The organism is Streptomyces triculaminicus (assembly GCF_017349075.1).
GTDB classification, from domain to species: Bacteria; Actinomycetota; Actinomycetes; order Streptomycetales; family Streptomycetaceae; genus Streptomyces; species Streptomyces triculaminicus.
Genome location: NZ_JAFMOF010000002.1, coordinates 88,753 through 111,858, shown reverse-complemented (window position 1 = coordinate 111,858; position 23,106 = coordinate 88,753). Strand labels below are relative to the sequence as shown.

The 23,106-nt window shown below is 75.1% G+C and carries 20 protein-coding genes, 3 pseudogenes and 1 riboswitch; of the genes and pseudogenes, 11 read left to right on the top strand and 12 right to left on the bottom strand.

The genetic code is table 11. The features are described 5' to 3' along the window. A complete protein-coding gene (locus tag J1792_RS10510; RefSeq protein ID WP_086567418.1) occupies positions 1 to 756 on the top strand; it encodes an SDR family oxidoreductase in 756 nt (251 codons plus the stop codon). A 60-nt stretch (positions 757 to 816) separates the two neighbouring features. On the opposite strand, the gene amaP is transcribed toward J1792_RS10510, so the two are convergent. The 8 genes from amaP to J1792_RS10470 form a co-directional block, all read right to left on the bottom strand. Further along, the gene (gene amaP / locus J1792_RS10505; RefSeq protein ID WP_086567420.1) at positions 817 to 1,413 is read right to left on the bottom strand and encodes an alkaline shock response membrane anchor protein AmaP; all 597 of its coding nucleotides are present in this window, start codon (positions 1,411 to 1,413) and stop codon (positions 817 to 819) included. A 6-nt stretch (positions 1,414 to 1,419) separates the two neighbouring features. Next, positions 1,420 to 2,022 (bottom strand): DUF6286 domain-containing protein, encoded by a 603-nt coding sequence (locus J1792_RS10500; protein WP_086567422.1) that lies wholly within the window; start codon positions 2,020 to 2,022, stop codon positions 1,420 to 1,422. Further along, positions 2,019 to 2,294, bottom strand: a complete 276-nt coding sequence (locus tag J1792_RS10495) for an Asp23/Gls24 family envelope stress response protein (RefSeq protein ID WP_242645992.1) — start codon at positions 2,292 to 2,294, stop codon at positions 2,019 to 2,021. Before J1792_RS10495 ends, J1792_RS10500 begins: the two co-directional genes overlap by 4 nt. Positions 2,295 to 2,375: 81 nt before the next feature. Continuing rightward, complete coding sequence (locus J1792_RS10490; RefSeq protein WP_086567426.1) at positions 2,376 to 2,561, bottom strand: hypothetical protein; 186 nt, start codon at positions 2,559 to 2,561, stop codon at positions 2,376 to 2,378. A gap of 28 nt (positions 2,562 to 2,589) precedes the next feature. Then, positions 2,590 to 3,057, bottom strand: coding sequence for an Asp23/Gls24 family envelope stress response protein (locus tag J1792_RS10485; protein WP_086567428.1), 468 nt, complete (start codon positions 3,055 to 3,057; stop codon positions 2,590 to 2,592). Positions 3,058 to 3,155: 98 nt separating this feature from the next. Next, the gene (locus tag J1792_RS10480) at positions 3,156 to 3,947 is read right to left on the bottom strand and encodes an enoyl-CoA hydratase/isomerase family protein (RefSeq protein ID WP_086567430.1); all 792 of its coding nucleotides are present in this window, start codon (positions 3,945 to 3,947) and stop codon (positions 3,156 to 3,158) included. Between the two features lie 114 nt (positions 3,948 to 4,061). Then, entirely contained in the window at positions 4,062 to 4,283 is a 222-nt protein-coding gene (locus J1792_RS10475; protein WP_030366669.1) for a helix-turn-helix domain-containing protein, read from the bottom strand. Between the two features lie 369 nt (positions 4,284 to 4,652). Continuing rightward, positions 4,653 to 6,251: an ABC-F family ATP-binding cassette domain-containing protein gene (locus J1792_RS10470; RefSeq protein WP_086567432.1), complete on the bottom strand. Its 1,599-nt coding sequence runs from the start codon at positions 6,249 to 6,251 to the stop codon at positions 4,653 to 4,655. A 281-nt stretch (positions 6,252 to 6,532) separates the two neighbouring features. Between J1792_RS10470 and J1792_RS10465 the strand changes: the two are divergent. After that, a pseudogene (locus tag J1792_RS10465) lies at positions 6,533 to 6,745 on the top strand (VOC family protein); the annotation flags it as partial. A 47-nt stretch (positions 6,746 to 6,792) separates the two neighbouring features. Here the strand turns inward: J1792_RS10465 and J1792_RS10460 are convergent. The 3 genes from J1792_RS10460 to J1792_RS10450 form a co-directional block, all read right to left on the bottom strand. Then, complete coding sequence (locus J1792_RS10460) at positions 6,793 to 8,181, bottom strand: hypothetical protein (RefSeq protein WP_207247150.1); 1,389 nt, start codon at positions 8,179 to 8,181, stop codon at positions 6,793 to 6,795. 111 nt (positions 8,182 to 8,292) lie between these two features. Beyond that, positions 8,293 to 9,417 carry an alpha/beta hydrolase gene (locus J1792_RS10455; RefSeq protein WP_086574385.1) on the bottom strand — a complete coding sequence of 375 codons (1,125 nt, stop codon included), beginning with the start codon at positions 9,415 to 9,417 and terminating at the stop codon, positions 8,293 to 8,295. A gap of 94 nt (positions 9,418 to 9,511) precedes the next feature. Next, entirely contained in the window at positions 9,512 to 10,210 is a 699-nt protein-coding gene (locus tag J1792_RS10450; RefSeq protein ID WP_207247149.1) for a class II aldolase/adducin family protein, read from the bottom strand. A gap of 112 nt (positions 10,211 to 10,322) precedes the next feature. Between J1792_RS10450 and J1792_RS10445 the strand changes: the two are divergent. The 8 genes and pseudogenes from J1792_RS10445 to cobC form a co-directional block, all read left to right on the top strand. Further along, positions 10,323 to 11,519: pseudogene (locus tag J1792_RS10445) on the top strand (inorganic phosphate transporter); the annotation flags it as partial. 457 nt (positions 11,520 to 11,976) lie between these two features. After that, a riboswitch (cobalamin riboswitch) is annotated at positions 11,977 to 12,100 on the top strand. A gap of 124 nt (positions 12,101 to 12,224) precedes the next feature. Continuing rightward, positions 12,225 to 13,184: a cobalamin biosynthesis protein gene (locus tag J1792_RS10440; RefSeq protein WP_086574203.1), complete on the top strand. Its 960-nt coding sequence runs from the start codon at positions 12,225 to 12,227 to the stop codon at positions 13,182 to 13,184. Continuing rightward, on the top strand, positions 13,181 to 14,701 hold the full coding sequence (locus tag J1792_RS10435) for a cobyric acid synthase (protein ID WP_372446095.1): 1,521 nt from the start codon (positions 13,181 to 13,183) through the stop codon (positions 14,699 to 14,701). The genes J1792_RS10440 and J1792_RS10435 overlap by 4 nt, the downstream gene beginning before the upstream one ends. Positions 14,702 to 14,756: 55 nt before the next feature. Beyond that, on the top strand, positions 14,757 to 16,871 hold the full coding sequence (locus tag J1792_RS10430) for a putative cobaltochelatase (protein WP_207247147.1): 2,115 nt from the start codon (positions 14,757 to 14,759) through the stop codon (positions 16,869 to 16,871). Beyond that, positions 16,871 to 17,470: a cob(I)yrinic acid a,c-diamide adenosyltransferase gene (gene cobO / locus J1792_RS10425; protein ID WP_086574197.1), complete on the top strand. Its 600-nt coding sequence runs from the start codon at positions 16,871 to 16,873 to the stop codon at positions 17,468 to 17,470. Before J1792_RS10430 ends, cobO begins: the two co-directional genes overlap by 1 nt. After that, positions 17,467 to 18,861, top strand: a complete 1,395-nt coding sequence (locus J1792_RS10420) for a cobyrinic acid a,c-diamide synthase CobB (protein ID WP_307842950.1) — start codon at positions 17,467 to 17,469, stop codon at positions 18,859 to 18,861. The genes cobO and J1792_RS10420 overlap by 4 nt, the downstream gene beginning before the upstream one ends. After that, positions 18,858 to 19,235 carry a cobalamin biosynthesis protein gene (locus J1792_RS10415; protein ID WP_307842949.1) on the top strand — a complete coding sequence of 126 codons (378 nt, stop codon included), beginning with the start codon at positions 18,858 to 18,860 and terminating at the stop codon, positions 19,233 to 19,235. Before J1792_RS10420 ends, J1792_RS10415 begins: the two co-directional genes overlap by 4 nt. Positions 19,236 to 19,269: 34 nt before the next feature. After that, complete coding sequence (cobC, locus tag J1792_RS10410; protein ID WP_086574191.1) at positions 19,270 to 20,325, top strand: Rv2231c family histidinol phosphate aminotransferase CobC; 1,056 nt, start codon at positions 19,270 to 19,272, stop codon at positions 20,323 to 20,325. An 18-nt stretch (positions 20,326 to 20,343) separates the two neighbouring features. Here cobC and J1792_RS10405 read toward each other — a convergent pair whose 3' ends face one another. Beyond that, positions 20,344 to 21,480 carry an amidohydrolase family protein gene (locus J1792_RS10405; RefSeq protein WP_242645871.1) on the bottom strand — a complete coding sequence of 379 codons (1,137 nt, stop codon included), beginning with the start codon at positions 21,478 to 21,480 and terminating at the stop codon, positions 20,344 to 20,346. 434 nt (positions 21,481 to 21,914) lie between these two features. Here J1792_RS10405 and J1792_RS35340 point away from each other — a divergent pair. Continuing rightward, positions 21,915 to 22,685, top strand: a pseudogene (locus tag J1792_RS35340) (histidine kinase); the annotation flags it as partial. Between the last annotated feature and the right edge of the window lie 421 nt (positions 22,686 to 23,106).

Genomic DNA, 23,106 nt, shown 5'->3' with positions numbered 1-23,106 from the left:
ATGGATCTTGGACTCAAGGACAGGGCGTACGTGGTGACCGGCGCGAGCCGGGGCCTGGGCTTCGCCACCGCACGTGAGCTGGCGGCCGAAGGGGCCGGCGTCGTCGTCTCCGGGCGGGACGCCGCCGCCGCGGCCGCGGCGGCCGAGAAGATCGGCCCGCGCGCGGTCGGGGTGGGCGCCGACAACGCCGACCCCACGGCGGCCGAGCGCCTCGTCGCCACCGCCCGGGAGCGCTTCGGGCGCTTCGACGGCGTCCTGATCAGCGTCGGCGGCCCGCCGCCCGGCTCGGCGGCCGACAACGGCGACGACCAGTGGCAGGCGGCCTTCGAGTCCGTCTTCCTCGGCGCCGTCCGCATGGCCCGCACCGCGGCCGCGGAGCTCGGCGAGGGCGGCGTGATCGGCTTCGTGCTGTCGGCGTCGGTCCACGAGCCGATCCCCGGCCTCGCGATCTCCAACGGCCTGCGCCCGGGCCTGGCGGGCTTCGCCAAGTCGCTGTCGGTGGACCTGGGCCCGCGCGGCATCCGCGTGGTCGGGCTGCTGCCCGGCCGCATCGACACCGACCGGCTGCGCGAACTCGACGCGCTCTCCGGCGACCCCGAGGCGACGCGGGCCCGCCGCTCGCAGGCCATCCCGCTCGGCCGCTACGGCAACCCGGAGGAGTTCGGCAGGACGGCGGCGTTCGTCCTGTCCCCGGCGGCCTCGTACCTGACGGGCGTGATGCTGCCCGTCGACGGCGGCGCCCGGCACGGCTTCTAGGACACCTGGGCGGGTGGGGCTGCGGGCGGGCGTCCCGGGCATCGCGGCCCGGGCGCGCCCTCAGCCCACCCGGCGCGCGGGGTGGCGCACCGCCCGCAGCCGTACCTCCGCCGGGAGGCGCAGCAGGCCGGCGGAGGTACGGGCGTGCCGCAGGACCTCGGCGTCCAGGCGCCGCAGGGCGTCGGCGGGCCGGGCGTGCGGGGCGAGGGTGAGGCCGATGCGCGCCCGGGGGGCCGTGCGCCGCCCGGTCAGGGTGATCACGGCGTCGTCCACGCCCTCGAGCGCCGCCGCCTCGGCCGCCAGCGCGTCCTGAAGGGCGTGGCCGCGCACCACGACCGTTTCGCCGTCGCCGCTGTCGACGCCCACCTCGCGCAACCGGTGCCGGCGCGCCTGGGCGAGCAGCCAGCCCAGGGACAGCGCCACGACGACGCCCAGCGCCGCGATGACCGTGGGCCACCACCAGCCGTGCCGGCCCCACCCCCGCCGGCGGGCGGCGCTCAGCGGCACGTCGTCCGGCCCTGCGAAGGGCCAGGCCGCCGGCAGGGTGACGTCCCAGCGCCGGGGCAGGTCCAGCGCCCCGGCGAGCACGGCGGCACCGAGCGCCAGCAGCAGCACGCCGGCCAGCCCCAGCAGGATCCGGTTGGCGGTCCTCAGCACCGGGCTTCACCTCTTCGCGGGTCGGCGGACGTGCACGGACAGCGACGCCTGGCGGGCCAGGCCCAGCTCTCTGACGCCCTCGGCCAGCACGGTGTTCACGTCCGTGCGCACCTCGTCCAGGTCCCGGAAGTGGGACTGGGCGCGGACCCTGACCACCCGGCGGCGGACGTCGACCCGCACGGACCGCACCCCGGCGACCTCCATGGCCCGGTCCCGCAGCACCAGCGCGGCCGCGGCCCGGTCGAGCCCGGCGCGTACGTCCGGGGAGGTGCGGGCCATCGGCAGCACCCGGCGCAGGCCCGGGGTGGCGGCCAGCACGATCAGCCAGAGGCCGAGCAGCATCGCCAGGGCCGCGCCGCCGGCGATCAAGGGGTCGTCGAGGTGGCGGGTGGCCAGGGCGTGGGCCAGGTTGCGGCGCCAGCCCATGGCCGGGTGGCCGGTCCGTACGGAGACGATGTCGTAGAGGAGGCCCCCGGCGGCGCCCAGCACGGCGGCCGCCACCAGTGCGGCGGGCAGCCGGCGGGCCGACCAGAAGCGGTGTGCCCCGCCGTCGTGCGCGGGGCCGTCGTCGGGGCCGGGGCTCTTCGGCGGTGGTGCGGGATCGCTCATCGCACCCGCTCCCCGCCCGAGCGGTCGCCGTGCGCGGAGTGCAGCCGCTCCACCGTGATCACCACCTCCGGGACCTCCATGCCCGCCAGTGTCCTGACGCGTTCGGTGATCCGCTGCCGTACCGCACGGCAGCGGGCGCCGATGTCCGCCGGATAGCCGAGCTCCACCGAGACTCTTACCCGTGCGGAGCCGTCGTGCACGGAGACCGAGGTGCGCGGGGGCTCGTGGCCGTCCGGCGTGGGTGCGCCGAGCGCCTCCCGGGCCGCCTGCATGGCGATCTTGGCGACGACCTGGTCGGCGATGCGGGTCGCGCCGCGCACGGCGGGCTCCACCACCTCTCGCGCCTCCACGCGCTACCTCCCGCGCCCGTCGCGCGGGCGGAAGAAGTCGCCGAGCTCGAGGTCCCCGTCGAGGAACCGGCCCGCCACGAAGCCTATGGCGCCCAGCGCCGCCACCAGCAGGAAGGCCCCGAACCCGCCGAAGTACCCGGCGAACGCCAGGCCCATGCCGGCGATCATCCCGGTCGTGGCCATGCTCATCGTGCGCTCCTCACCCGGTCCGTCCGGCCTAGTGGATCCTCGGCTCCGGCTCTTCCTCTTCCTCGTCCGGCAGCTTCACGTCGGTCACGGCGATGTTGACCTCGACGACCTCCAGGCCCGTCATGCGCTCCACCGCCGCGATGACATTCACCCGCACGGCGCGGGCGACCTCGGTGATCGCCACGCCGTAGTCCACGACGATCTCCAGGTCCAGGGCCGTCTGGACCTCGCCGACCTCGGCCTTCACGCCCCGGCTGGGGGACTTGCCGCCGCCGGGGACACGGTCGCGCACGGCCCCGAAGGTGCGGGCGAGCCCGCCGCCCATGGCATGGACGCCGAGCACCTCCCGGGCGGCCAGGCCCGCGATCTTCTCCACCACCCCGTCGGCGATGGTGGTGCGGCCGCGGTCCGCGGGGGCGACCTGCGGCTGCTTGCCCTGGCCGCCGCTCGGGCCGCTCTTTCCGGTCTGGGGATTCGGGCTCACGGTGTCCGCCATCGTCGGCCGCCTTTCTTCCGGTCCTCACCGCCACCATAGGCGGGGTCCGCGTACCCCGCCTGGGCGGCGACGAACTCCGGCCGGGGCCGTTAGGGCCGTTACTCCCCGAGCCCCGCGAGGTCGCGCAGGCGGCGGCCCTGGGCGGCGCGCTCGGCGACGCGCTGCTCGTCGTAGGTGCGGCCGGCCACGCCGCGCAGCAGGGCCTTGGTCTCGATGACGGCGTCGCGCGGGGCGGCCAGCAGGGCGGCGGCCAAGTCGTCGACGGCCCCCGAGAGTTCGGCGACGGGCACAACCACGTTGGCCAGGCCCGTGAGCTCGGCCTCGGCGGCGGAGACGAAGCGTCCGGTGGCGCAGATCTCCAGTGCGCGGGCGTAGCCGACGAGCGACACCAGCGGCTGGGTGCCGCCGAGGTCGGGCACCAGGCCCAGGCTGGTCTCGCGCATCGCGAACTGGGCGTCGTCCGCACAGACCCGCAGGTCGCACGCCAGTGCGAGCTGGAAGCCGGCGCCGATGGCATGGCCCTGAACGGCCGCTATGGAGACGATGTCGTTGCGCCGCCACCAGGTGAACGCCTCTTGGTACGTGGCGATTTCGGCGTCGAGCGCCTCGTCCGTGCCGCGCGCGAGGTCGATGAAGGAGGGCTCGCCGTCGAAGCCCTCGGGGGTGAAGGCCTGACGGTCGAGGCCCGCGGAGAAGGACTTGCCCTCTCCCCTGAGCACCACCACCCGCACGGAACCCGGCAGCAGCCGGCCCGCTTCGGTCAGCGCCCGCCACAGCGCGGGCGACTGAGCGTTGCGCTTGGCGGGATTGGTGAGCGTGACGGTGGCAACCGTGTCATCGACGGTGAGCTGTACGCCGTCCTGGTCGAGCAGGGTTTTGCGAGCAGTCATGGGGGCCTCCGAATCGGCCGCAGTCGCGTTAGTTGACTGCACAGTAACCACCCGGTCGGCCGGTCGGCCGACCGGGTGGGACTGTCCTGACTGCTGTGCTGGGAGTGCGCGGCGTCAGGCCGAGGCGGCCTTCTTGCCGCGCGTTGCTCCGCCGCGACCTCGCAGGATCACGCCGGATTCGCTGAGCATCCGGTGCACGAAGCCATAGGAGCGACCGGTCTCTTCGGCCAGCGCCCTGATACTCGCACCGGAGTCGTACTTCTTCTTCAGGTCTGCCGCGAGCTTTTCGCGCGCGGCGCCGGTCACCCGGCTGCCCTTCTTCAGAGTCTCGGCCACCCGTGCCTCCTCATGGGAGATGCGCCTCTTGTCTCTCATGATCACCCCTAGGCGGCCTCCTGGCCACCCATTCGGCAAGGTCGATGCGAAGTCCGCGGGAAAGAGATCCCGCGTTTTCCGGCCGGGAGGGCCCTCGGAGCAGGCGATTCCAGGCGATCCGGCTCGTACGGCCGTCCGGGTGGCGAGGTGAAGCGGCAGGTCAGACGGGGCACCCCTCCGCGCGGCGCGAACGGCGCCCCGCACCTCGCACAGCGCGTGCGCCGGGGCACGGGGAGGTGCGGGGGTACGAGCCGCCCTCACTCAGATGATGGATCACCCGTCGGCCGAATGATCCGGATCACACTGATCAAGAAGCCGGGGTGCGACCCGTCAGGCGAGGGCCACCAGGTCCGCGTAGTCCGGGCCCCACAGGTCCTCGACGCCGTCGGGCAGCAGGATGATCCGCTCGGGCTCGAGCGCGTCCACGGCGCCCTCGTCGTGCGTCACCAGCACGACCGCGCCCTTGTAGGTGCGCAGGGCGCCGAGGATCTCCTCGCGGCTGGCGGGGTCGAGGTTGTTGGTGGGCTCGTCCAGCAGGAGGACGTTGGCGGAGGAGACCACCAGCGTGGCCAGGGCCAGCCGGGTCTTCTCGCCGCCGGAGAGCACGCCCGCGGGCTTGTCGACGTCGTCGCCGGAGAACAGGAACGAGCCCAGCGTCTTGCGGACCTCGACGAGGTCCAGGTCGGGAGCGGAGGAGCGCATGTTCTCCAGGACCGTGCGGTCCGGGTCGAGCGTCTCGTGCTCCTGGGCGTAGTAGCCGAGCTTGAGGCCGTGGCCGGGGGTGACCTGGCCGGTGTCGGGCTTCTCCGTGCCGGCGAGCAGCCGCAGCAGGGTGGTCTTGCCGGCGCCGTTGAGGCCGAGGATGACCACGCGGGAGCCCTTGTCGATGGCCAGGTCGACGTCGGTGAAGATCTCCAGCGAGCCGTAGGACTTCGACAGGCCCTCCGCCGTCAGCGGGGTCTTGCCGCAGGGCGCGGGCTCCGGGAAACGGAGCTTGGCGACCTTGTCGGAGACGCGGACCTCGTCCAGGCCCTTGAGCAGCCGCTCGGCGCGCTTGGCCATGTTCTGCGCGGCGACGGTCTTGGTGGCCTTGGCGCGCATCTTGTCGGCCTGCGAATTGAGGGCCGCGGCCTTCTTCTCGGCATTCTGGCGCTCGCGCTTGCGGCGCTTCTCGTCGGCCTCACGCTGCTGCTGGTAGAGCTTCCAGCCCATGTTGTAGACGTCGATGGTCGAGCGGTTGGCGTCGAGGTAGAAGACCTTGTTGACGACGGTCTCGACGAGGTCGACGTCGTGGGAGATGACGATGAAGCCGCCGCGGTAGGTCCTGAGGTAGTCCCGCAGCCAGGCGATGGAGTCGGCGTCGAGGTGGTTGGTGGGCTCGTCCAGGAGCAGCGTGTCGGCGTCCGAGAAGAGGATCCGGGCCAGCTCGACGCGGCGGCGCTGGCCGCCGGAGAGGGTGTGCAGCGGCTGGGTCAGGATGCGGTCGGGCAGGCCCAGGCTGGCGGCGATGGTCGCGGCCTCCGCCTCGGCGGCGTAGCCGCCCTTGGTGAGGAACTCCGTCTCCAGGCGCTCGTACTTCTTCATCGCGCGCTCGCGGGTGGCGCCCTTGCCGTTGGCCATCCGGTCCTCGTTCTCGCGCATCTTGCGCAGGACGGAGTCCAGGCCGCGCGCGGAGAGGATGCGGTCGCGGGCGAGGACCTCGAGGTCGCCGGTGCGGGGGTCCTGCGGGAGGTAGCCGACCTCGCCGGAGCGGGCGATGTTGCCCGCGGCGGGGATGCCCTCACCGGCGAGGCACTTGGTGAGGGTGGTCTTGCCGGCGCCGTTGCGGCCGACCAGGCCGACGCGGTCGCCCTTGGCGATGCGGAAGCTGGCGGACTCGATGAGGACGCGTGCGCCGGCGCGCAGCTCGATACCGGAGGCGGTGATCACGGGGGTTTCTACTCCTGGGCGAAGTGGACGGCGGTGGGACGGACTGGGGTCGCGATGACGCCGTCTAATGCGCGAGGAGGAATGCCATACGGACCAGTCTAACGGGGGAGCGCAAGCGGATTCGCTGGCCTCGTGCGCCGCCCCCCGGCACGCCGGAAGGGGCGGGGAGGGCCCGGTTCGCCGATACTCGGGGTGGAAAGCCCTGGTCGGAGGGGTGCCGGGCCCCCGGGGCGACCCGCGGCGTCGCGGCACCTTCCGCCGGCGCACGAGGAGCGAGCGTCATGACGGACACCTCCACGGCCTCGCCGGCCGTCTCCCCCGCCCTGCTGTACGACGACGCGCAGGCGGCGATCCGCCAGCTCACGGAGGCCTTCGGCTTCGTGCGGACCGCGCTGTACGAGAGCGAGGACGGCACCGTGCTGCACGCCGAGCTGGTCTACGGCAACGGCCTGGTGATGATCGGCTCCCGGGGGCGCGGCGGCGTCTTCGGCACGTACGCCCCGAAGGGGCCGTAGATCACCGACTGAGGACCCGGCCCCGGTCAGGCGCCGCCCCGGTGCACCTGGAAGGCGGCCCGGCGCACGGCCTTGGCCAGCGCCGGGTCGGGGTGGGCGGCCGCCAGCGCGACCAGCACCTGGACCGTGCGGGGGTGTCCCACGGCCCGTACCTCCTCCAGCAGGCCGGGGACCGTGCCCTGGACGGCGGAGTCGAGGTGGCGGACCAGCAGCCGGCTCTCCCCGTGGTCGGCGACGGCGGCCGCCGTGTCCACCCACAGCCACGTCGCCTCCTCCCGCGTGAGGACCTCCGCCGCCTCCTCGGGGTCGTGCCCCTCGTGCTCGGCGAGCCACAGCAGGGCGTACGGGCGCAGCACCGGCTCCTCGGCCGCCGCCCGCACGGTGGGCTCGGCGGGGGCGCCGACCGCCCGCAGGGCCTCGAAGGCCAGGCCCCGGACCATGGCGTCGTCGGCGCGGGCGGCCTCCAGGAGCTCGGCGACGGCGCTGCGCACGGGCCGGGCGGCGAGCCAGGCGCGGTACTCGGCGCGGGCGGGTCCGGGGGTGAGGTCGGCGCAGCCGCGCAGCATGGCCTCGGCGGACAGTTCGATGTTGCCGGCGGGGCTCTGCGCGGCGACGCAGATCTGCTCGAGCTTGACCCACACCGCCCAGTTCCCCAGGGGGGTGAGCAGGGCCTCGGCGCGCGCCCCGGCGTCGCCCCGCATGACGAGCGCGCCCACGGAGGCGAGGCCGCGCAGCGCCCAGTCGAGCAGCTCGGGGAGCGGGTCCCCGGCGACCGGGGCAGGGGCGGGGGCCGGGGGCGGCTGGGTGCCGTAGGGGACCTCGCAGCGTTCGGCGCGGATCTCGGCGACGCGCTGCTGGAGCAGGTCGAGCAGCATGGCGACGGAGACCGGGCCGGCCGACAGGTGCATGACGGACAGCAGCTGGGGGGCGGCCTCGACGACCTCGGCGGCGAGGGTCGGGTCGGTGCCGGCGGGCTCGGGGTGGGCGAGCGACCAGGCGTCGAAGAGGGCGACCCAGCCGCGCAGCACGGCGCTGTCGTCGCGGTCCCAGGCCTGCAGCCGCCAGCCGGGGCGGGCGGTGCCGTCGTGGAGCTCGAGGAGCCCGGCGAGGCGGGCGCGGTCCCACTCGGAGCGCACCTGGCCGGCCGTCAGTCCCAGTGCCGCGGCGGCCCGGTCGACGGTCTCGTCGCACAACCCGCCGCCGCGGGCGCACTCGTCGGCGGCCCAGCGGGCCAGCCGGACCGCGCCGGCGAGTCCTGCTCTGGCCTGCCGGGACAGTTCCGGCCGGGCCGGGATGCCTGCGGGCGGTCGGGGCGCCGGGCGGGAGCCTCGGTTCGCCACGGCCCGGCGGGCGGCGGCGATCGGCTGTCGGGGGACGAGTCTGAGCCGGGAGTCGCGCGGAGTACGGGACGTCACAGGAGCAGTCTTGCCGTTCACGCTCCGAAAACCCAATCGGAATCAACTATCCGGCCGCGCGCACCCCGTGATGGGAAGTCGCAGGCAGGGCGCGGGCGCCGCGCGAGCCCGCTACATCAGGGGGATCAGGAAGCGCCGCAGGGTCTCCTCGTAGCCCGCCGGATCGACGTTCCAGGACCCGGCGTGGCCGGCTCCGCGGACGGTCCGCAGGGTGATCAGTTCCGGTCGCCCGGCGGCGAGTTCGCGGGAGTGCTCCAGCGGTGCGAGGGGGTCGTCGGTGCCGTGCACCACGAGGGTGGGTACGGACACGTGGGCCGGGTCGGCGGCGTCCAGCAGGCTGCCGGGGGCGAGGCCGATCCTGCCCTCGGTCGCCCGGACCGCAAGCGGAATGAGTGGCGCCGGGACGCGGTGGGCGGCGAGGGCGCGCAGCGCGGCGGGCCAGTCGAGGACCGGGGAGTCCAGCACCAGGCCGGCGACATGGCGGCCGAGCGAGGACTCCTGGGCGGCGAGCAGGGCCATGGTGGCGCCGGTGGACCAGCCGTGCAGCACGACGCGGCGGGCGCCGTTGCGCAGGGCGTACCGCAGGGCGGCATCGAGATCCCGCCACTCCCTCGCACCGAAGTGGCTGATTCCGTGCGCCGGCCGGGGTGCTCCGGGGTCGCCCCGGTAGGTGACGGCGAGCACGGGCAGCCGCTGGGCGTGCAGGAACGGCAGGAGGTTCATGGCGTGCTCGCGCGTGGTGCCCAGGCCGTGCACGGTGATCACCCAGGTGTCGCGGGCGGCGGGCACGAACCAGGCGGGCAGCGGCCCCAGCTCGCCGGGCACGTCCACGTCGGCGTGGTCCAGGCCGAGGGCGTCGCGCGGGTTGCCCGCGTGCAGCCGAGGGGTCAGCCAGACGTGGTCGCCCTGCCGCGGGCTGCCGTGCGCGACGCGCTCCAGGCGCCGTACGACGCAGTGGTGGGGGTGCGAGACGTCGGCCACCACGCCCCCGACCACGGCGTGCACGCCGCGCCCGGTCAGGCCGTAGGTGCCGGGGCGCAGCGCGGCGGGGGTGCGGGTGAGCGTGACGGTGCCCGGGCCGGTGTCGTGGACGGCGATCCTCGCCTCGCCGGGCGGCGGCCGGCCGGGGCCGGCCTTGAGGGCAGCGTCACCGGCGTACCGTCCGGCCGCCACCGCGGCCGCTCCGGCACCGATCACGGTGGCGGCGGTCAGGGCCGCCGCCCGGCGCGGGTCCATCACCCCCAGTGTGGGCTCGGGCCCCGGCCGGGGCCAGTGGGCGTTGGCGGCCCGGCGCGCCGCGCCCGCGGGACGTGCGCGCCGGGGCCCGGGGTCACTCCCCCCGCTGCCCGTAGCCGCGCAGCCGGGCCGCCGTCTCGTCCAGCTGCCCGGGGGTGAGCAGGGCCGGGGCGCGGCCGGGGACGGTGGAGGCGGCGAGCCAGACCCGGCACATCCACTCGAGCTGGGCGGTGCGGTCCAGGGCCTGCTCGAGGGTGGCGCCGTAGGTGAGGGTGCCGTGGTTGCGCAGCAGGCAGCCGCTGCGGCCGTCGAGGGCGGCGAGGACGTGGGCGGCCAGTTCGTCGCTGCCGTAGACGGCGTAGGGGGCGACGCGGACGGGGCCGCCGAGGGCGGCGGCCATGTAGTGGATCAGCGGGACCTCGTCGACGAGGGTGGAGACGGCCGTGGCGTGCACGGCGTGGGTGTGCACGATCGCGGCGGCGTCGGTGGCGCGGTAGACGGCGAGGTGCATGGGCAACTCGCTGGTGGGGGTCAGATCGCCGATCACCTGGCGGCCGGCGAGGTCGACTCCGGTGATGTCGTCGGGGCCCAGACGGTCGTAGGGGACGCCGCTGGGCGTGACGAGCACCACGTCTCCGACCCTGGCGGAGACGTTGCCGGAGGTGCCGACGACCAGCCCGTCGGCCGTGGTGCGGCGGGCCGTGGCCACCACCTCGGCCCAGGCGCGCCTTGGGTCGTCGGCCGCCGGGCCCGCGTCGCGTCCGCTGCCGCTGATCTCTTCGTGCGCACTCATCGGTCGTCGCCTCCGGTTCACGAAATGGTTCGGCTGGGCCCAGTTCACCTTCCGTTCACCCTGAGTCCCTACGGTCGCCGCGTACTGACCATCGAGCTGATTGCCTGGGTGAATGGAAAACATCACGCTTCTCATCGGGATCGTGATCGTCACGGCCTTGGTGTTCGACTTTACGAACGGCTTCCACGACACGGCCAACGCCATGGCCACCACCATCTCCACCGGGGCCCTCAAGCCCAAGGTGGCCGTGGCCATGTCGGCCGTGCTCAACCTCGTCGGCGCGTTCCTGTCCGTTGAGGTCGCCAAGACGATCTCCGGCGGGATCATCGACGAGACCGCGGGCATCAGGCCGGAAGTGATCTTCGCCGGGCTCGTCGGCGCGATCGTCTGGAACCTGCTGACCTGGCTCGCGGGCCTTCCCTCCAGCTCCTCGCACGCCCTCTTCGGCGGCCTGATCGGTGCCACGGTCGTCGCCGTCGGCTTCGACGCGGTCAACACCGACAAGGTCGTGATGAAGGTCCTCATCCCGGCCGTCGCCGCGCCGCTGGTGGCCGGCATCGCCGCCTGGTGCGCGACCCGGCTCACCTACCGCCTCGCCCGGGGCCGCGACGAGCAGGAGACCGCCAAGGGCTACCGCGCCGGGCAGATCGCCTCGGCCGCCCTGGTCTCCCTCGCCCACGGCACCAACGACGCCCAGAAGACCATGGGTGTGATCACCCTCGCGCTGGTCGCCGGCGGCGTCGTCGCCCCGCACTCCGACCCGCCCATGTGGGTCATCGTCTCCGCGGGCCTGGCCATCGCGCTCGGTACGTACCTCGGCGGCTGGCGCATCATCCAGACGCTCGGCAAGGGCCTGACCGACATCAAGCCCGCCCAGGGCTTCGCCGCCCAGACCGGCGCCGCGACCGTCATCCTCGCCTCCTCGCACATCGGCTTCGCGCTCTCCACCACCCAGGTCTGCTCCGGCTCGATCATGGGCGCCGGCCTCGGCCGCAAGGGCGGCGTGGTGCGCTGGTCCACCGCCGGCCGCATGGTCATGGCCTGGGGCCTGACCCTGCCCGCCGCGGGCCTGGTCGCCGGTGGCGCCGCCCTCCTCGCCGACCAGGGCGACTGGGGCGTGGCCGCGGTCGCCGTCCTCGGCCTCGGCGTCTCCGGTGCGATCTGGATGGCCTCGCGCCGCAAGCCGGTGACGCACGACAACGTCAACGACCTCAACCAGCCGCAGGGCGTGGACGCCGAGCCCCTCGAGCCCGCCGGCGTCATCACCGCCGCCCTCCAGGCCGTCGCCCCGCCGCCGGCCGGCCCCTCGCCGCCCCGGCGACCGCCTCCTCCGCCCCCGCCGCCCCCGCCGCGGCGACGAGCTAAGGAACCAAGGAACCCCGTCATGCAGATCAACTGGGAAGCCCTCGGCCAGGTCTTCGGCGTCAGCCTCGTCGTGACCGTCGCACTCGTCGGCGTCTTCACCCTCGGCATCGTCGGCACCGCGCCCCGCAAGGCCCAGGAGCAGCCGGACGGCACCGTCGCCGCGCCCGTCGCCCCCAACGCGCTCCTGCGCACCGGCGCGTACGCCTGCTTCGCGCTGTGCGCGGCCGCCGTCGGATACGGCATCTTCCTCATCGTCTCCTGAAGGCGCCCTCCGGGTGCTTCCGAGCGCCCGGAGCACCTCCGCATACCCCTCCCACGGCCCGGGAAGGCCGCAGGTCAGCTGTGAGTTGACTGCCCTTCCCGGGCCGTGGTGCACTTCCGGAGCCAAACGGCGACAGCAGAGGAAGCCGGTGTGAATCCGGCGCGGTCCCGCCACTGTCACCGGGGAGCGTCCTCCACCGAGGGCCACGGCCCGCCCCGCGGGCTGGAAGGCCGGAGCGACGTCGATCCGGGAGCCAGGAGACTCTGGTCGCCGGTCACGTCGAGCCAGGGCGCGGACCCTGAGTGAGGACACATCGCCATGCCCGGCCGCCGCATACCGTCCGACAGTGAGCCCCCCTTCCGCCGAGGCACGACGGCGGCCTGACCGATGCGCGCCGATCACCTCGGTTTCGCGTGCGGTGCGGCCCTCGGCTTCGCCGGTGACCTCCTCTTCGGCGACCCCCGCCGCGGCCATCCCGTGGCCGCCTTCGGGCGCGCCGCCCACGCCGTCGAACAGCGCCTGTGGCGCGACCATCGCGGCACCGGCGCCCTGCACACCCTGCTGTGCGCGGGCGGCGCCGTGGCCGGCGCCGGGCTGCTGGCCCGTACCGCACGCCCCTCCCCTGCCGCGCGCGTCGCCCTGACCGCCGCCGCCACCTGGGCCGTCCTGGGCGGCACATCGCTGGGCCGCGAGGCGCGCGCCGTCGGCGGGGCGCTCGCCGCCGGCGACCTGGCGGCCGCCCGGAAGCGGCTGCCCCACCTGTGCGGCCGCGATCCGCAGGCCCTGGACGAGCAGCAGATCGCGCGCGCGGTCGTGGAGTCCGTCGCCGAGAACACCTCCGACGCCGTCGTGGGCGCGCTGGTGTGGGGAGCCCTCGGCGGCGTGCCCGGGCTGGTGGGCTTCCGCGCCGTGAACACCCTCGACGCCATGGTCGGCCACAAGTCCGCGCGCTACCGCCGGTTCGGCTGGGCCTCCGCCCGCCTCGACGACGTCGCCGGCTGGCCCGGCGCCCGGCTCACCGCCGCCCTCGCCGTCCTCGCGGGCCCCGACCCGCGCGGCGCCCTGCGCGTCGCCCGCCGCGACGCCTCCCGCCACCCCAGCCCCAACGCCGGCCCCGTCGAGGCCGCCTTCGCCGGGGCGCTCGGGGTGCGCCTCGGCGGCACCCTCGCCTACGCGGGCCGCGTCGAACACCGCCCCGTCCTGGGCGCGGAGAACCGGCCGGTCGAGGTCGTGGACGTCGAACGCGCGGTGCGGCTCTCGCGCCGGGTGTCGGTCCTGGCCCTGGGAACGGCCCTGCTGACGAGAACGGTCGTGGCGACCGTGACGAGGAGGAAGCGTTGTCGGTGACAGCTGGGAGGGGCGGGGGCCTGCTGGTGGCCGGCACGACCTCCGACGCGGGCAAGAGCGTGGTGACCGCCGGGATCTGCCGCTGGCTGGTCCGCAAGGGCGTCAAGGTCGCGCCGTTCAAGGCGCAGAACATGTCGCTCAACTCGTACGTCACGCGCGAGGGCGCGGAGATAGGGCGCGCGCAGGCCATGCAGGCCGCGGCCGCGCGCGTCGAGCCCAGCGCGCTCATGAACCCGGTGCTGCTCAAGCCCGGCGGCGACCGCAGCAGCCAGGTCGTCCTGATGGGCAAGCCGGTGGGCGAGCTCAGCGCGCGCGGCTATCACGCGGGCCGCCAGGAGCAGTTGTTCGGCACGGTGACGGAGTGCCTGGAGGAGCTGCGGCGTACGCACGACGCGGTCATCTGCGAGGGCGCCGGCAGCCCGGCGGAGATCAACCTGCGGCGCAGCGACATCGTCAACATGGGCATCGCGCGGGCCGGCCGGCTGCCCGTGGTCGTCGTCGGCGACATCGACCGGGGCGGCGTCTTCGCCTCCTTCTTCGGCACCACGGCGCTGCTCTCGCCCGAGGACCAGGAACTGATAGCGGGCTACATCGTCAACAAGTTCCGGGGCGACGTGAGCCTGCTGGAGCCCGGCCTGGACATGCTGCGCGACCTGACGGGCCGGCGGACGTTCGGCGTGCTGCCCTTCACCCACGGCCTGGGCATCGACGAGGAGGACGGCCTGCGCGTCTCGCTGCGCGGCGCCGTCCGCGAATCGGTGGTGGCCTCACCGCACGGCGCCGACGTGCTGCGGGTGGCGGTGTGCGCGGTGCCGCTGATGTCCAACTTCACCGACGTGGACGCCCTCGCGGCCGAACCGGGCGTCGTGGTGCGCTTCGTGGACCGGCCCGAGGAGCTCGCCGACGCCGACCTCGTGGTCGTACCGGGTACGCGCGGCACGGTCCGCGCGCTGGCGTGGCTGCGCGAACGCGGCCTCGCCGACGCGCTCGCCCGCCGCGCGGCGGAGGGCCGCCCGGTACTGGGCGTCTGCGGCGGCTTCCAGCTGCTGGGCGAGCGGATCGAGGACGAGGTGGAGTCCCGCGCCGGCGTGGTCGAGGGCCTCGGCCTGCTGCCCGTACGCGTACGCTTCGCCGCGGAGAAGACCCTGGCGAGGCCGGTGGGCACCGCCCTGGGCGAACGGGTGGAGGGCTACGAGATCCACCACGGCGTCGCGGACGTCCACGGCGGCGACGAGCCGTTCCTCGACGGCTGCCGGGTCGGCGCCGTCTGGGGCACCCACTGGCACGGCTCCCTCGAGAGCGACGGCTTCCGCCGGGCGTTCCTGCGCCGGGTCGCACAGGCGGCCGGACGGGCGTTCGTCCCGGCGCCGGACACGTCGTTCGCGGCACTGCGCGAGGAACAGCTCGACCGGCTGGGCGACCTGATCGAGGAGCACGCGGATACGGATGCGCTGCTGCGCTTGATCGAGGACGGGGTGCCGGCCGGCGCCCCCTTCATCCCACCGGGGGCGCCGTGAGCACCGCGCACGGCCCCGAGGCAATCCGAGAGCCACTCGAAGGAGCGATCAGCGCATGAGCACCTCTTATCCCTTCGCCGCGGTCGTCGGCATGGACAGCTTGCGGCTGGCGCTGCTGCTCAACGCCGTCTCGCCCTCGGTGGGCGGCGTCCTCGTGCGCGGCGAGAAAGGCACGGCCAAGACGACGACAGTCAGGGCCCTTGCCACGCTGCTGCCCGACGTCGTGACGGTCCCCGACTGCCGGTTCTCCTGCGACCCCGCGGCCCCCGACCCCTCGTGCCCGGACGGGCCGCACGAGGTCGGCGAGGCGCCGGAGGTCCGCCCCGCCCGCATGGTCGAACTGCCCGTCGGCGCCTCCGAGGACCGGCTCGTGGGCGCCCTCGATATCGAGCGCGCGCTGTCCGAGGGCGTGAAGGCGTTCGAGCCGGGCCTGCTGGCCGCCGCCCACCGCGGCGTGCTGTACGTCGACGAGGTCAACCTCCTGGGCGACCACCTGGTGGACGCACTCCTCGACGCGGCGGCGACCGGCGCCTCCTACGTGGAACGTGAGGGCGTCTCCGTCCGTCACGCGTCCCGCTTCCTCCTCGTCGGCACCATGAACCCCGAGGAGGGTGAGCTGCGTCCGCAGCTGCTGGACCGCTTCGGTCTGACCGTGGAGGTCGCGGCCTCGCGGGAGACCGAGGAGCGTGTCGAGGTCGTCCGCCGCCGCCTCGCCTACGACGAGGACCCGGCGGCGTTCGCCGCCAAGTGGGCCGCCGAGGAGGACGCGCTGCGCGAGCGCATCGCCGCCGCGCGGGCGCTGCTGCCGGACGTACGGCTCGGTGACGGCGCGCTGCGCCGGATCGCGGCGGTGTGCGCCGGCTTCGAGGTGGACGGCATGCGCGCGGACATCGTCACCGCGCGCACCGCGTCCGCGCTGGCCGCGTGGGCGGGGCGTACGGACGTGACGACGGCGGACGTCCGGCAGGCGGCGCTGCTGTCGCTGCCGCACCGGCGCCGCCGCAACCCCTTCGATGCCCCCGGCCTGGACGAGGACCGGCTGGACGAGATCCTCAACGGATTCGAGGACGACGAGCCCGAGCCCGAGCCGGACCCGGAGCCCGAGGGCCCGGACGGCGACGGTCCGGACGGCGACGGTCCGGACGGCGGCGGCCCGGGCGACGGCGGTCCCGACGGTGGACGGCCGCAGGACGGGCCGGAGCGGGCGGACGCCGCCCCCGACGTGCCGGGGCAGCGGCAGGACTCCGGCTCGCCCGCGCCCCAGGAGGGCTCGAGCGCTCCGGAGGGGGCACCCGGCAGCGGCGGTGAGGCCCCCGAGGCCGCCGCCGTGGCCGCGGCCGACCCGTTCCGGGCCCGCAGGTTCGACGTGCCCGGGCTGGGCGAGGGCGCCGACGGGCGCCGCTCGCGCGCCCTGACCGCGCACGGGCGCACCACGGGGGCGCGCCGCCCCCGGGGCGGGGCGCTGGGCAGGCTGCACCTCGCGGCGACCGTGCAGGCCGCCGCCCCGCACCAGCGGGCGCGCGGGCGCAGTGGGCCGGGCCTGGTGGTGCGCCGTGACGATCTGCGCGAGGCGGTGCGCGAGGGCCGCGAGGGCAATCTGGTGCTGTTCGTGGTCGACGCCTCCGGTTCCATGGCGGCGCGCAAGCGGATGAGCGCCGTCAAGGGCGCGGTGCTGTCGCTGCTGATGGACGCGTACCAGCGCCGGGACAAGATCGGCATGATCACCTTCCGGGGCTCCGGCGCGGAGGTGGCGCTGCCGCCGACGTCGTCGGTGGAGGCGGGCGCGGCGCGGCTGGAGAAGCTGCCGACCGGCGGTCGTACGCCGCTGGCCGCCGGGCTGCTGCAGGCGCGTGAGGTGCTGCGGGTGGAGCGGATGCGCGACCCGTCGCGCCGGCCGCTGCTGGTGGTGGTGACGGACGGCCGGGCCACCGGTGGTCCCGAGCCGCTGGCACGGGCCGCGCGGGCGGCGGGGCTGCTGGCCGGCGAGGGCACGGCGTCGGTCGTCGTGGACTGCGAGGCGGGGCCGGTGCGGCTCGGGCTCGCGGGCGAGCTGGGCCGGGCGCTGGGCGGGCCGGTCGTGATGCTCGAGGAACTGCGCGCCGACAGCGTCGCCACTCTCGTACGCGGGGTGCGTACCGTACGGAACACGAACTCGAGGAGGGCCGCGTAATGCCCAAGGGACAGCCGACCGTCGTACCGGACGACGGGCTCACCACGCGTCAGCGGCGCAACAGGCCGCTGGTCTTCGTCCACACCGGCACCGGCAAGGGCAAGTCGACGGCGGCCTTCGGCCTGGCGCTGCGGGCGTGGAACCAGGGCTGGCCGATCGGGGTGTTCCAGTTCGTGAAGTCGGCGAAGTGGAAGGTCGGCGAGGAGAACGCGCTGCGCGTGCTGGGCGCCTCCGGCGAGGGCGGGGCGGTCGACTGGCACAAGATGGGCGAGGGCTGGTCCTGGATCCAGCGCGACAGTGAGCTGTCCAACGAGGAGAAGGCCCGCGAGGGCTGGGAGCAGGTCAAGCGGGACCTGGCCGCGGAGAAGTACAAGCTCTACGTGCTGGACGAGTTCGCCTATCCGATGCACTGGGGCTGGATCGACACCGACGAGGTGATCGAGGTGCTGCGCGACCGGCCGGGCACCCAGCACGTCGTCATCACCGGCCGCAACGCCCCGGAGAAGCTGGTGGAGTTCGCCGACCTGGTGACGGACATGACCAAGGTCAAGCACCCGATGGACACCGGTCAGAAGGGCCAGCGGGGCATCGAGTGGTGAGTACGCGCATCCCCCGGCTGGTCATCGCCGCGCCGGCGTCCGGCAGCGGCAAGACCACCGTGGCCACGGGCCTGATGCGGGCGTTCGCGGACGCGGGGCTCGCGGTGTCCCCGCACAAGGTCGGGCCGGACTACATCGACCCGGGGTACCACTCCCTGGCGACGGGCCGCCCGGGCCGCAACCTGGACTCCTTCCTGTGCGGCCCGGAGCGGATCGCCCCGCTGTTCCTGCACGGGGCAGCGGGCTGTGACCTGGCCGTCGTCGAGGGCGCCATGGGCCTGTACGACGGGGCGGCCGGGCAGGGCGAGCTGGCGTCGACGGCGCACGTGGCGAAGCTGCTGCGGGCGCCGGTCGTCCTGGTCGTCGACGCGTCGTCGCAGTCGCGGTCGGTGGCGGCGCTGGTCCACGGCTTCGCCTCCTGGGATCCGGAGGTCCGGGTCGCGGGGGTGATCCTCAACAAGGTCGGCTCCGACCGTCACGAGGCGCTGCTGCGGGAGGCCCTGGACGAGTCGGGGGTCGAGGTCCTGGGCGCGGTGCGGCGGGCGGCCCCGGTGCACACGCCGTCCCGGCACCTGGGGCTCGTACCGGTCGCCGAGCGGCAGGCCGAGGCGGTCGACGCGGTGGCGGAGTTCGCCGCGCGCGTACGGGAAGGCTGCGACCTGGAGCGGCTGCTGGCTCTGGCGCACAGTGCGCCGCCGGTGGAGGGCCCGGAGTGGGAGCCCACCGGTTCGTGGGCAGGCGTTCCGCAGGGGCACAACCCGACCACCGGGCCGCACCCGAACGGTGCCCCCGTGATCGCCGTAGCCGGCGGTCCGGCATTCACCTTCTCGTACGCCGAGCACACGGAACTGCTGCGCGCAGCCGGCGCGGAGGTCGTCACCTTCGACCCCCTCCGCGACGAGGCCCTGCCGGAACGCACCGCCGGCCTCGTCATCGGCGGCGGCTTCCCCGAGATGTACGCCCCGGAGCTCTCCGCCAACGAGCCCCTCCGCGAAGCCGTGGCCGCCCTCGCGGCCGGCGGCGCACCGATCGCCGCCGAGTGCGCGGGCCTGCTCTATCTCTCCCGCACCCTCGACGGGAAGCCGATGTGCGGTGTCCTGCCGACGGACGCCCGCATGAGCGAGCGCCTCACCCTCGGCTACCGCGAGGCCGTGGCGATCGCCGACAATCCGCTCGCCGCCGCCGGCACCCGCGTCCGCGGGCACGAGTTCCACCGCACGGTGACCGATCCGGCCGCCGGGGCCGTCCCGGCCTGGGGGATCACCCACCCGGCGCGCCGGGTGGAGGGCTTCGCGCAGGGCGGCGTGCACGCCTCGTACCTGCACGTCCACTGGGCGGGAGCCCCCGGCACGGCGGCGCGGTTCGTGGCCGCGGCGGCGGCCGCGCGGTGAGCGCCGCGCTCTGCGTCGGCGTCGGCGCGTGCCGTGACGTGGCCGCCGACGAGGTGCTCGCCCTGGTCAGCGGCGTCCTGGCGGAGGCCGGCGGAGGCACGGTCGCCGTCCTGGCCACCGTGGAGGCGCGGGCCGCCGAGCCGGGGCTGCTGGAGGCGGCCGCGCGCCTGGGCGTGCCCCTGACCGCCTACGCCCCGGCGGTCCTCGCCGCGCAGCCGGTCCCGCATCCTTCCGAGGTGGCCCGCAGGGCGCTGGGAACGCCCGGTGTCGCCGAGGCGGCCGCGCTGGTGGCGGCCGGCCCGGGGGCGGTCCTCGCCGTGCCGAAACGGAAGTCCGCGCACGTCACGGCGGCCGTCGCGCGCCGCCCCGCGTGAACGCCGCGCACGCGCCCTCAGTACCGTCTATCGCATGCACGAATCGACCGAGCCCGACCTGCGGCACCACGGAGACGCCGAAGTACGCGGCATGGGCGCGGAACTGACGGACCTCGCGGTCAATGTGCGGGCCGGTACGCCCCCGCTGTGGCTGCGCGAGCACATAGCCGGCTCGCTCGGCTCGCTCGCCGCGTACCCCGACGGCCGGGCGGCCCGGCGGGCGGTGGCAGCGCGCCACGGGCTGCCGGAGGAACGGGTGTTGCTGACGGCGGGTGCGGCCGAGGCGTTCGTGCTGCTGGCCCGGGCGCTGCCGGTGCGGCGGCCGGTGGTGGTGCATCCGCAGTTCACCGAGCCGGAGGCGGCGCTGCGGGACGCCGGGCACACGGTGGAGCGCGTGGTGCTCGACGCGGCGGACGGGTTCCGCTTCGATCCGCGGGCCGTGCCCGGGGACGCGGACCTGGTGATCGTGGGCAACCCCACCAACCCGACCTCGGTGCTGCACCCCGCCCGCGCGCTGGCGCGCCTCGCCCGGCCGGGGCGGATCCTGGTCGTGGACGAGGCGTTCATGGACGCCGTGCCCGGCGAGCGGGAGTCGCTGGCCGCCCGTACGGACCTGCCGGGGCTGATCGTGCTGCGCAGCCTCACCAAGACCTGGGGGCTGGCGGGGCTGCGCGTCGGGTACGTGCTGGCCTCGCCCGGCAAGATCGCCCGGCTCGAGCGGGCCCAGCCGCTGTGGCCGGTGTCCTCGCCGGCGCTGGCGGCGGCGGAGGCGTGCAGCGCGGCCCCGGCCCTGGCCGAGGCGGCTGCGGCCGCGGACCGGATCGCCGCCGACCGGGCCCATCTGCAGCTGCGCCTCGCGGAGTTCGCCGAGGTGACCGTGTACGGGCCGGCGGCCGGGCCGTTCGTGCTGATCCGGCTGCCCCGGGCCGCGGCCGTGCGGACACGGCTGCGCGGCCTGGGCTTCGCGGTGCGCCGGGGCGACACGTTCCCGGGCCTGGGGCCGGACTATCTGCGGCTGGCGGTACGGGACCGCGCGACGACGGACCGCTTCGCCGCCGCCCTGGAGGAGGCGCTGACCACCGTCGGCTGAGGCCCGTCGGCCGCCGGTTCAGCTCACCACGCGCCCCCTCAGCACCACCCGGCGCGGGGCGCCCAGGACGCGTACGTCGGCGCGCGGGTCGGCCTCGTACACCACGAGGTCCGCGGGTGCGCCCTCCTCGATCCCGGGCCGGCCCAGCCACGCGCGTGCGCCCCAGGTCGCGGCCGACAGCGCGGCCGCCGCCGGTATGCCGGCCGTGACCAGCTCGGCCACCTCCTGGGCGACCAGTCCGTGGGGCAGCGAACCGCCCGCGTCCGTGCCGACGTAGACGGGGATGCCGGCGTCGTAGGCGGCGCCCACGGTTGCGTAGCGCCGCTCGTGGAGCCGGCGCATGTGGTCCGCCCAGCGGGGGAACTTGCCCTCGCCGCTGGCCGCGAGGCGGGGGAAGGTGGCGATGTTGACCAGCGTCGGCACGATGGCCACGCCGCGCTCGGCGAAGAGCGGGATCGTCTCCTCGGTCAGCCCGGTGGCGTGCTCGATGCAGTCGATGCCCGCCTCCACCAGCGGTGCGAGGGTCTCCTCGGCGAAGCAGTGGGCGGTGACGCGGGCGCCCAGCCGGTGCGCCTCGGCGATGGCGGCCTCGACCTCGCCGCGCGGCCAGCAGGCCCCCAGGTCGCCGGTCTCGCGGTCGATCCAGTCGCCCACCAGCTTGACCCAGCCGTCGCCCCGCCGCGCCTCGCGCGCCACGTACGCCACCAGGTCCTCGGGCTCGATCTCGTGCGCGTAGTTGCGGATGTAGCGGCGGGTGCGGGCGATGTGCCGGCCGGCGCGGATGATGCGGGGCAGGTCCTCGCGGTCGTCGATCCAGTGGGTGTCGGAGGGCGAGCCCGCGTCGCGCAGCAGCAGCGCCCCGGCGTGACGTTCCGTCAATGCCTGTTTCTCGGCGGTCGCCTCGTCGACGGCGCCGTGCGCGTCGAGGCCGACGTGGCAGTGCGCGTCCACCAGGCCGGGCAGCACCCAGCCCTCGACGGTGGTGACGTCGCGCGCCCCGGCCGGCCGGTCGAAGGTGATCCGCCCGCCCACCACCCACAGCTCGTCGCGCACCCCGTCGAGGGGGTCCGCGCCGGTCAGTATCCGTCCCTTGATGTGCAGCACGGGCGGCTCCCGCAGGTCACGCACCGCCGCGCTCTCGTTCATGGAGGCCATGCACGCACTGTACGAGCCCGCGGCCGCCCCGGACGGGCCCCGGTCACCCTTCCTGAGGACGATTCGAGGATGGGACCGGGGCAGGGCAACCCGGCGCGCAGCATGGGGCGTGGGCACGAGGAGAATCTCCGACCGGCGGTCGATACGGTCTGCCGTTCAGGCCGACGTGCCGGGACGGCCGGTGCGGAATTCTGGACTTATGAGCAACTTGACGCAACATTCACAGCAGATCACGCCGAAGACGGTTGTTTCCCCTCAGTTCATGCCTTCAGCGTTCCGCGGGAACCGGGACGACCATCCCACCCGCTGTACCCCGCCCGGTGCGGGGCCCTGACGGTCGGGGCCGTCACCTACCCTGTCCAGGTGATCATCGGACTGCTCGCCCGCGCGACCGCCACGGCCCGTACTTCGTGACGGCCGCCCCGCGCCGCCTGATGCGCGCGACGCTGGGCAGCCGGGCCCGGCTGCGCTGGGTGCACCAACTGCTCGGCGGCGCGCTGCTGATGCCCTCCTACCTGCTGGCGAACACCGTGCTGGCGTTTTTCGTGCCCGGCACCAGCATCTTCATGAGCCCCTCCATAGGCTGGCAGTTCGCCACCTTCGCGCTGGCCCTCCCGCCCGCCGCCGTCATGGGGCTCTACCCGCTCGCACGGCCGCTGATGGGCGGCGCCGTGCGGGCGCTGTGCGGGGTGCCGAAGGAGGAGCTTGACCCCCGGCCCAGCCGGTCGTGGGCGGCGCGGGTGCGCACGGCGGCCTGGTACGTGCTGCACCTGCTGACCGGCGGGATCGTCAGCGGGATGTCGCTGGCCACCCCGCCCGCCGCGCTGTACCTGCTCGTCCTTCCCCTGCTGGGCGACCACGGCCGGGCCCGCGACACCGGCTGGATCGCGTTCTTCCGGGGCCCTGGACTGGCACTGGCCCCGGCGGCCGGGCTGGGACTGCTGGCGCTGGTCGTCGCCACCTCCTGGGCCGCCGGCAGCCTGCTGGCGCGCTGCGCCCCCGTCCTGCTGGGGCCGACGCCGGCCGACCGCCTCGCCGAGGCCGAACGGCACGCCATGCGGCTGGCCCTGCGCAACCGGCTGGCCCGGGAGCTGCACGACTCCGTCGGGCACGCGCTCAGCGCGGTGTCCCTGCAGGCGAGCGCCGCGCGCAGGGTCATGGACAGCGACCCGGAGTTCGCCCGGCAGGCCCTGGCCGCCATCGAGGAGACCACGCGCGAGGCGGTCGGCGAACTCGACACCGTCCTCGGCCTGCTGCGCGAGGACGGCCCCGCCTCCTCCGCGCCCGCCCCCACCCTCGCCGGCCTGGACGGCCTCCTGCGGCGCACCCGCGCCGCGGGCGGCGAGGTCGACTGCGCCGCGCCCCGGGACCTGAGAAGATACCGCCGGTCGTCTCCCGCGAGGCGTACCGGATCGTGCAGGAAGGCCTCAGCAACGCCCTGCGGCACGCGGGCCGGGTGCCCGTACGCCTGCGGATCACTGTGGACGACGAGGACCTGGAGGTCACCTTGGAGAACCCCGTGCGGCCCGCCCGCCCCCCCGCCGCCCGGGTGGCGGCCGCGGACTGACCGGCATCGCCGAGCGCGCCCGGCTGCTGCGCGGCAGCGCCGCCTCGGGCGAGCGCGAC

Coding starts and splice junctions, on each gene's coding strand:
- J1792_RS10510 (WP_086567418.1), top strand. CDS start 1: ATGGATCTTGGACTCAAGGACAGGGCGTACGTGGTGACCGGCGCGAGC.
- J1792_RS10500 (WP_086567422.1), bottom strand. CDS start 2,022: ATGAGCGATCCCGCACCACCGCCGAAGAGCCCCGGCCCCGACGACGGC.
- J1792_RS10495 (WP_242645992.1), bottom strand. CDS start 2,294: ATGCAGGCGGCCCGGGAGGCGCTCGGCGCACCCACGCCGGACGGCCAC.
- J1792_RS10490 (WP_086567426.1), bottom strand. CDS start 2,561: ATGAGCATGGCCACGACCGGGATGATCGCCGGCATGGGCCTGGCGTTC.
- J1792_RS10485 (WP_086567428.1), bottom strand. CDS start 3,057: ATGGCGGACACCGTGAGCCCGAATCCCCAGACCGGAAAGAGCGGCCCG.
- J1792_RS10480 (WP_086567430.1), bottom strand. CDS start 3,947: ATGACTGCTCGCAAAACCCTGCTCGACCAGGACGGCGTACAGCTCACC.
- J1792_RS10455 (WP_086574385.1), bottom strand. CDS start 9,417: ATGGACCCGCGCCGGGCGGCGGCCCTGACCGCCGCCACCGTGATCGGT.
- J1792_RS10450 (WP_207247149.1), bottom strand. CDS start 10,210: ATGAGTGCGCACGAAGAGATCAGCGGCAGCGGACGCGACGCGGGCCCG.
- J1792_RS10440 (WP_086574203.1), top strand. CDS start 12,225: ATGCGCGCCGATCACCTCGGTTTCGCGTGCGGTGCGGCCCTCGGCTTC.
- J1792_RS10430 (WP_207247147.1), top strand. CDS start 14,757: ATGAGCACCTCTTATCCCTTCGCCGCGGTCGTCGGCATGGACAGCTTG.
- cobO (WP_086574197.1), top strand. CDS start 16,871: ATGCCCAAGGGACAGCCGACCGTCGTACCGGACGACGGGCTCACCACG.
- cobC (WP_086574191.1), top strand. CDS start 19,270: ATGCACGAATCGACCGAGCCCGACCTGCGGCACCACGGAGACGCCGAA.
- J1792_RS10405 (WP_242645871.1), bottom strand. CDS start 21,480: ATGGCCTCCATGAACGAGAGCGCGGCGGTGCGTGACCTGCGGGAGCCG.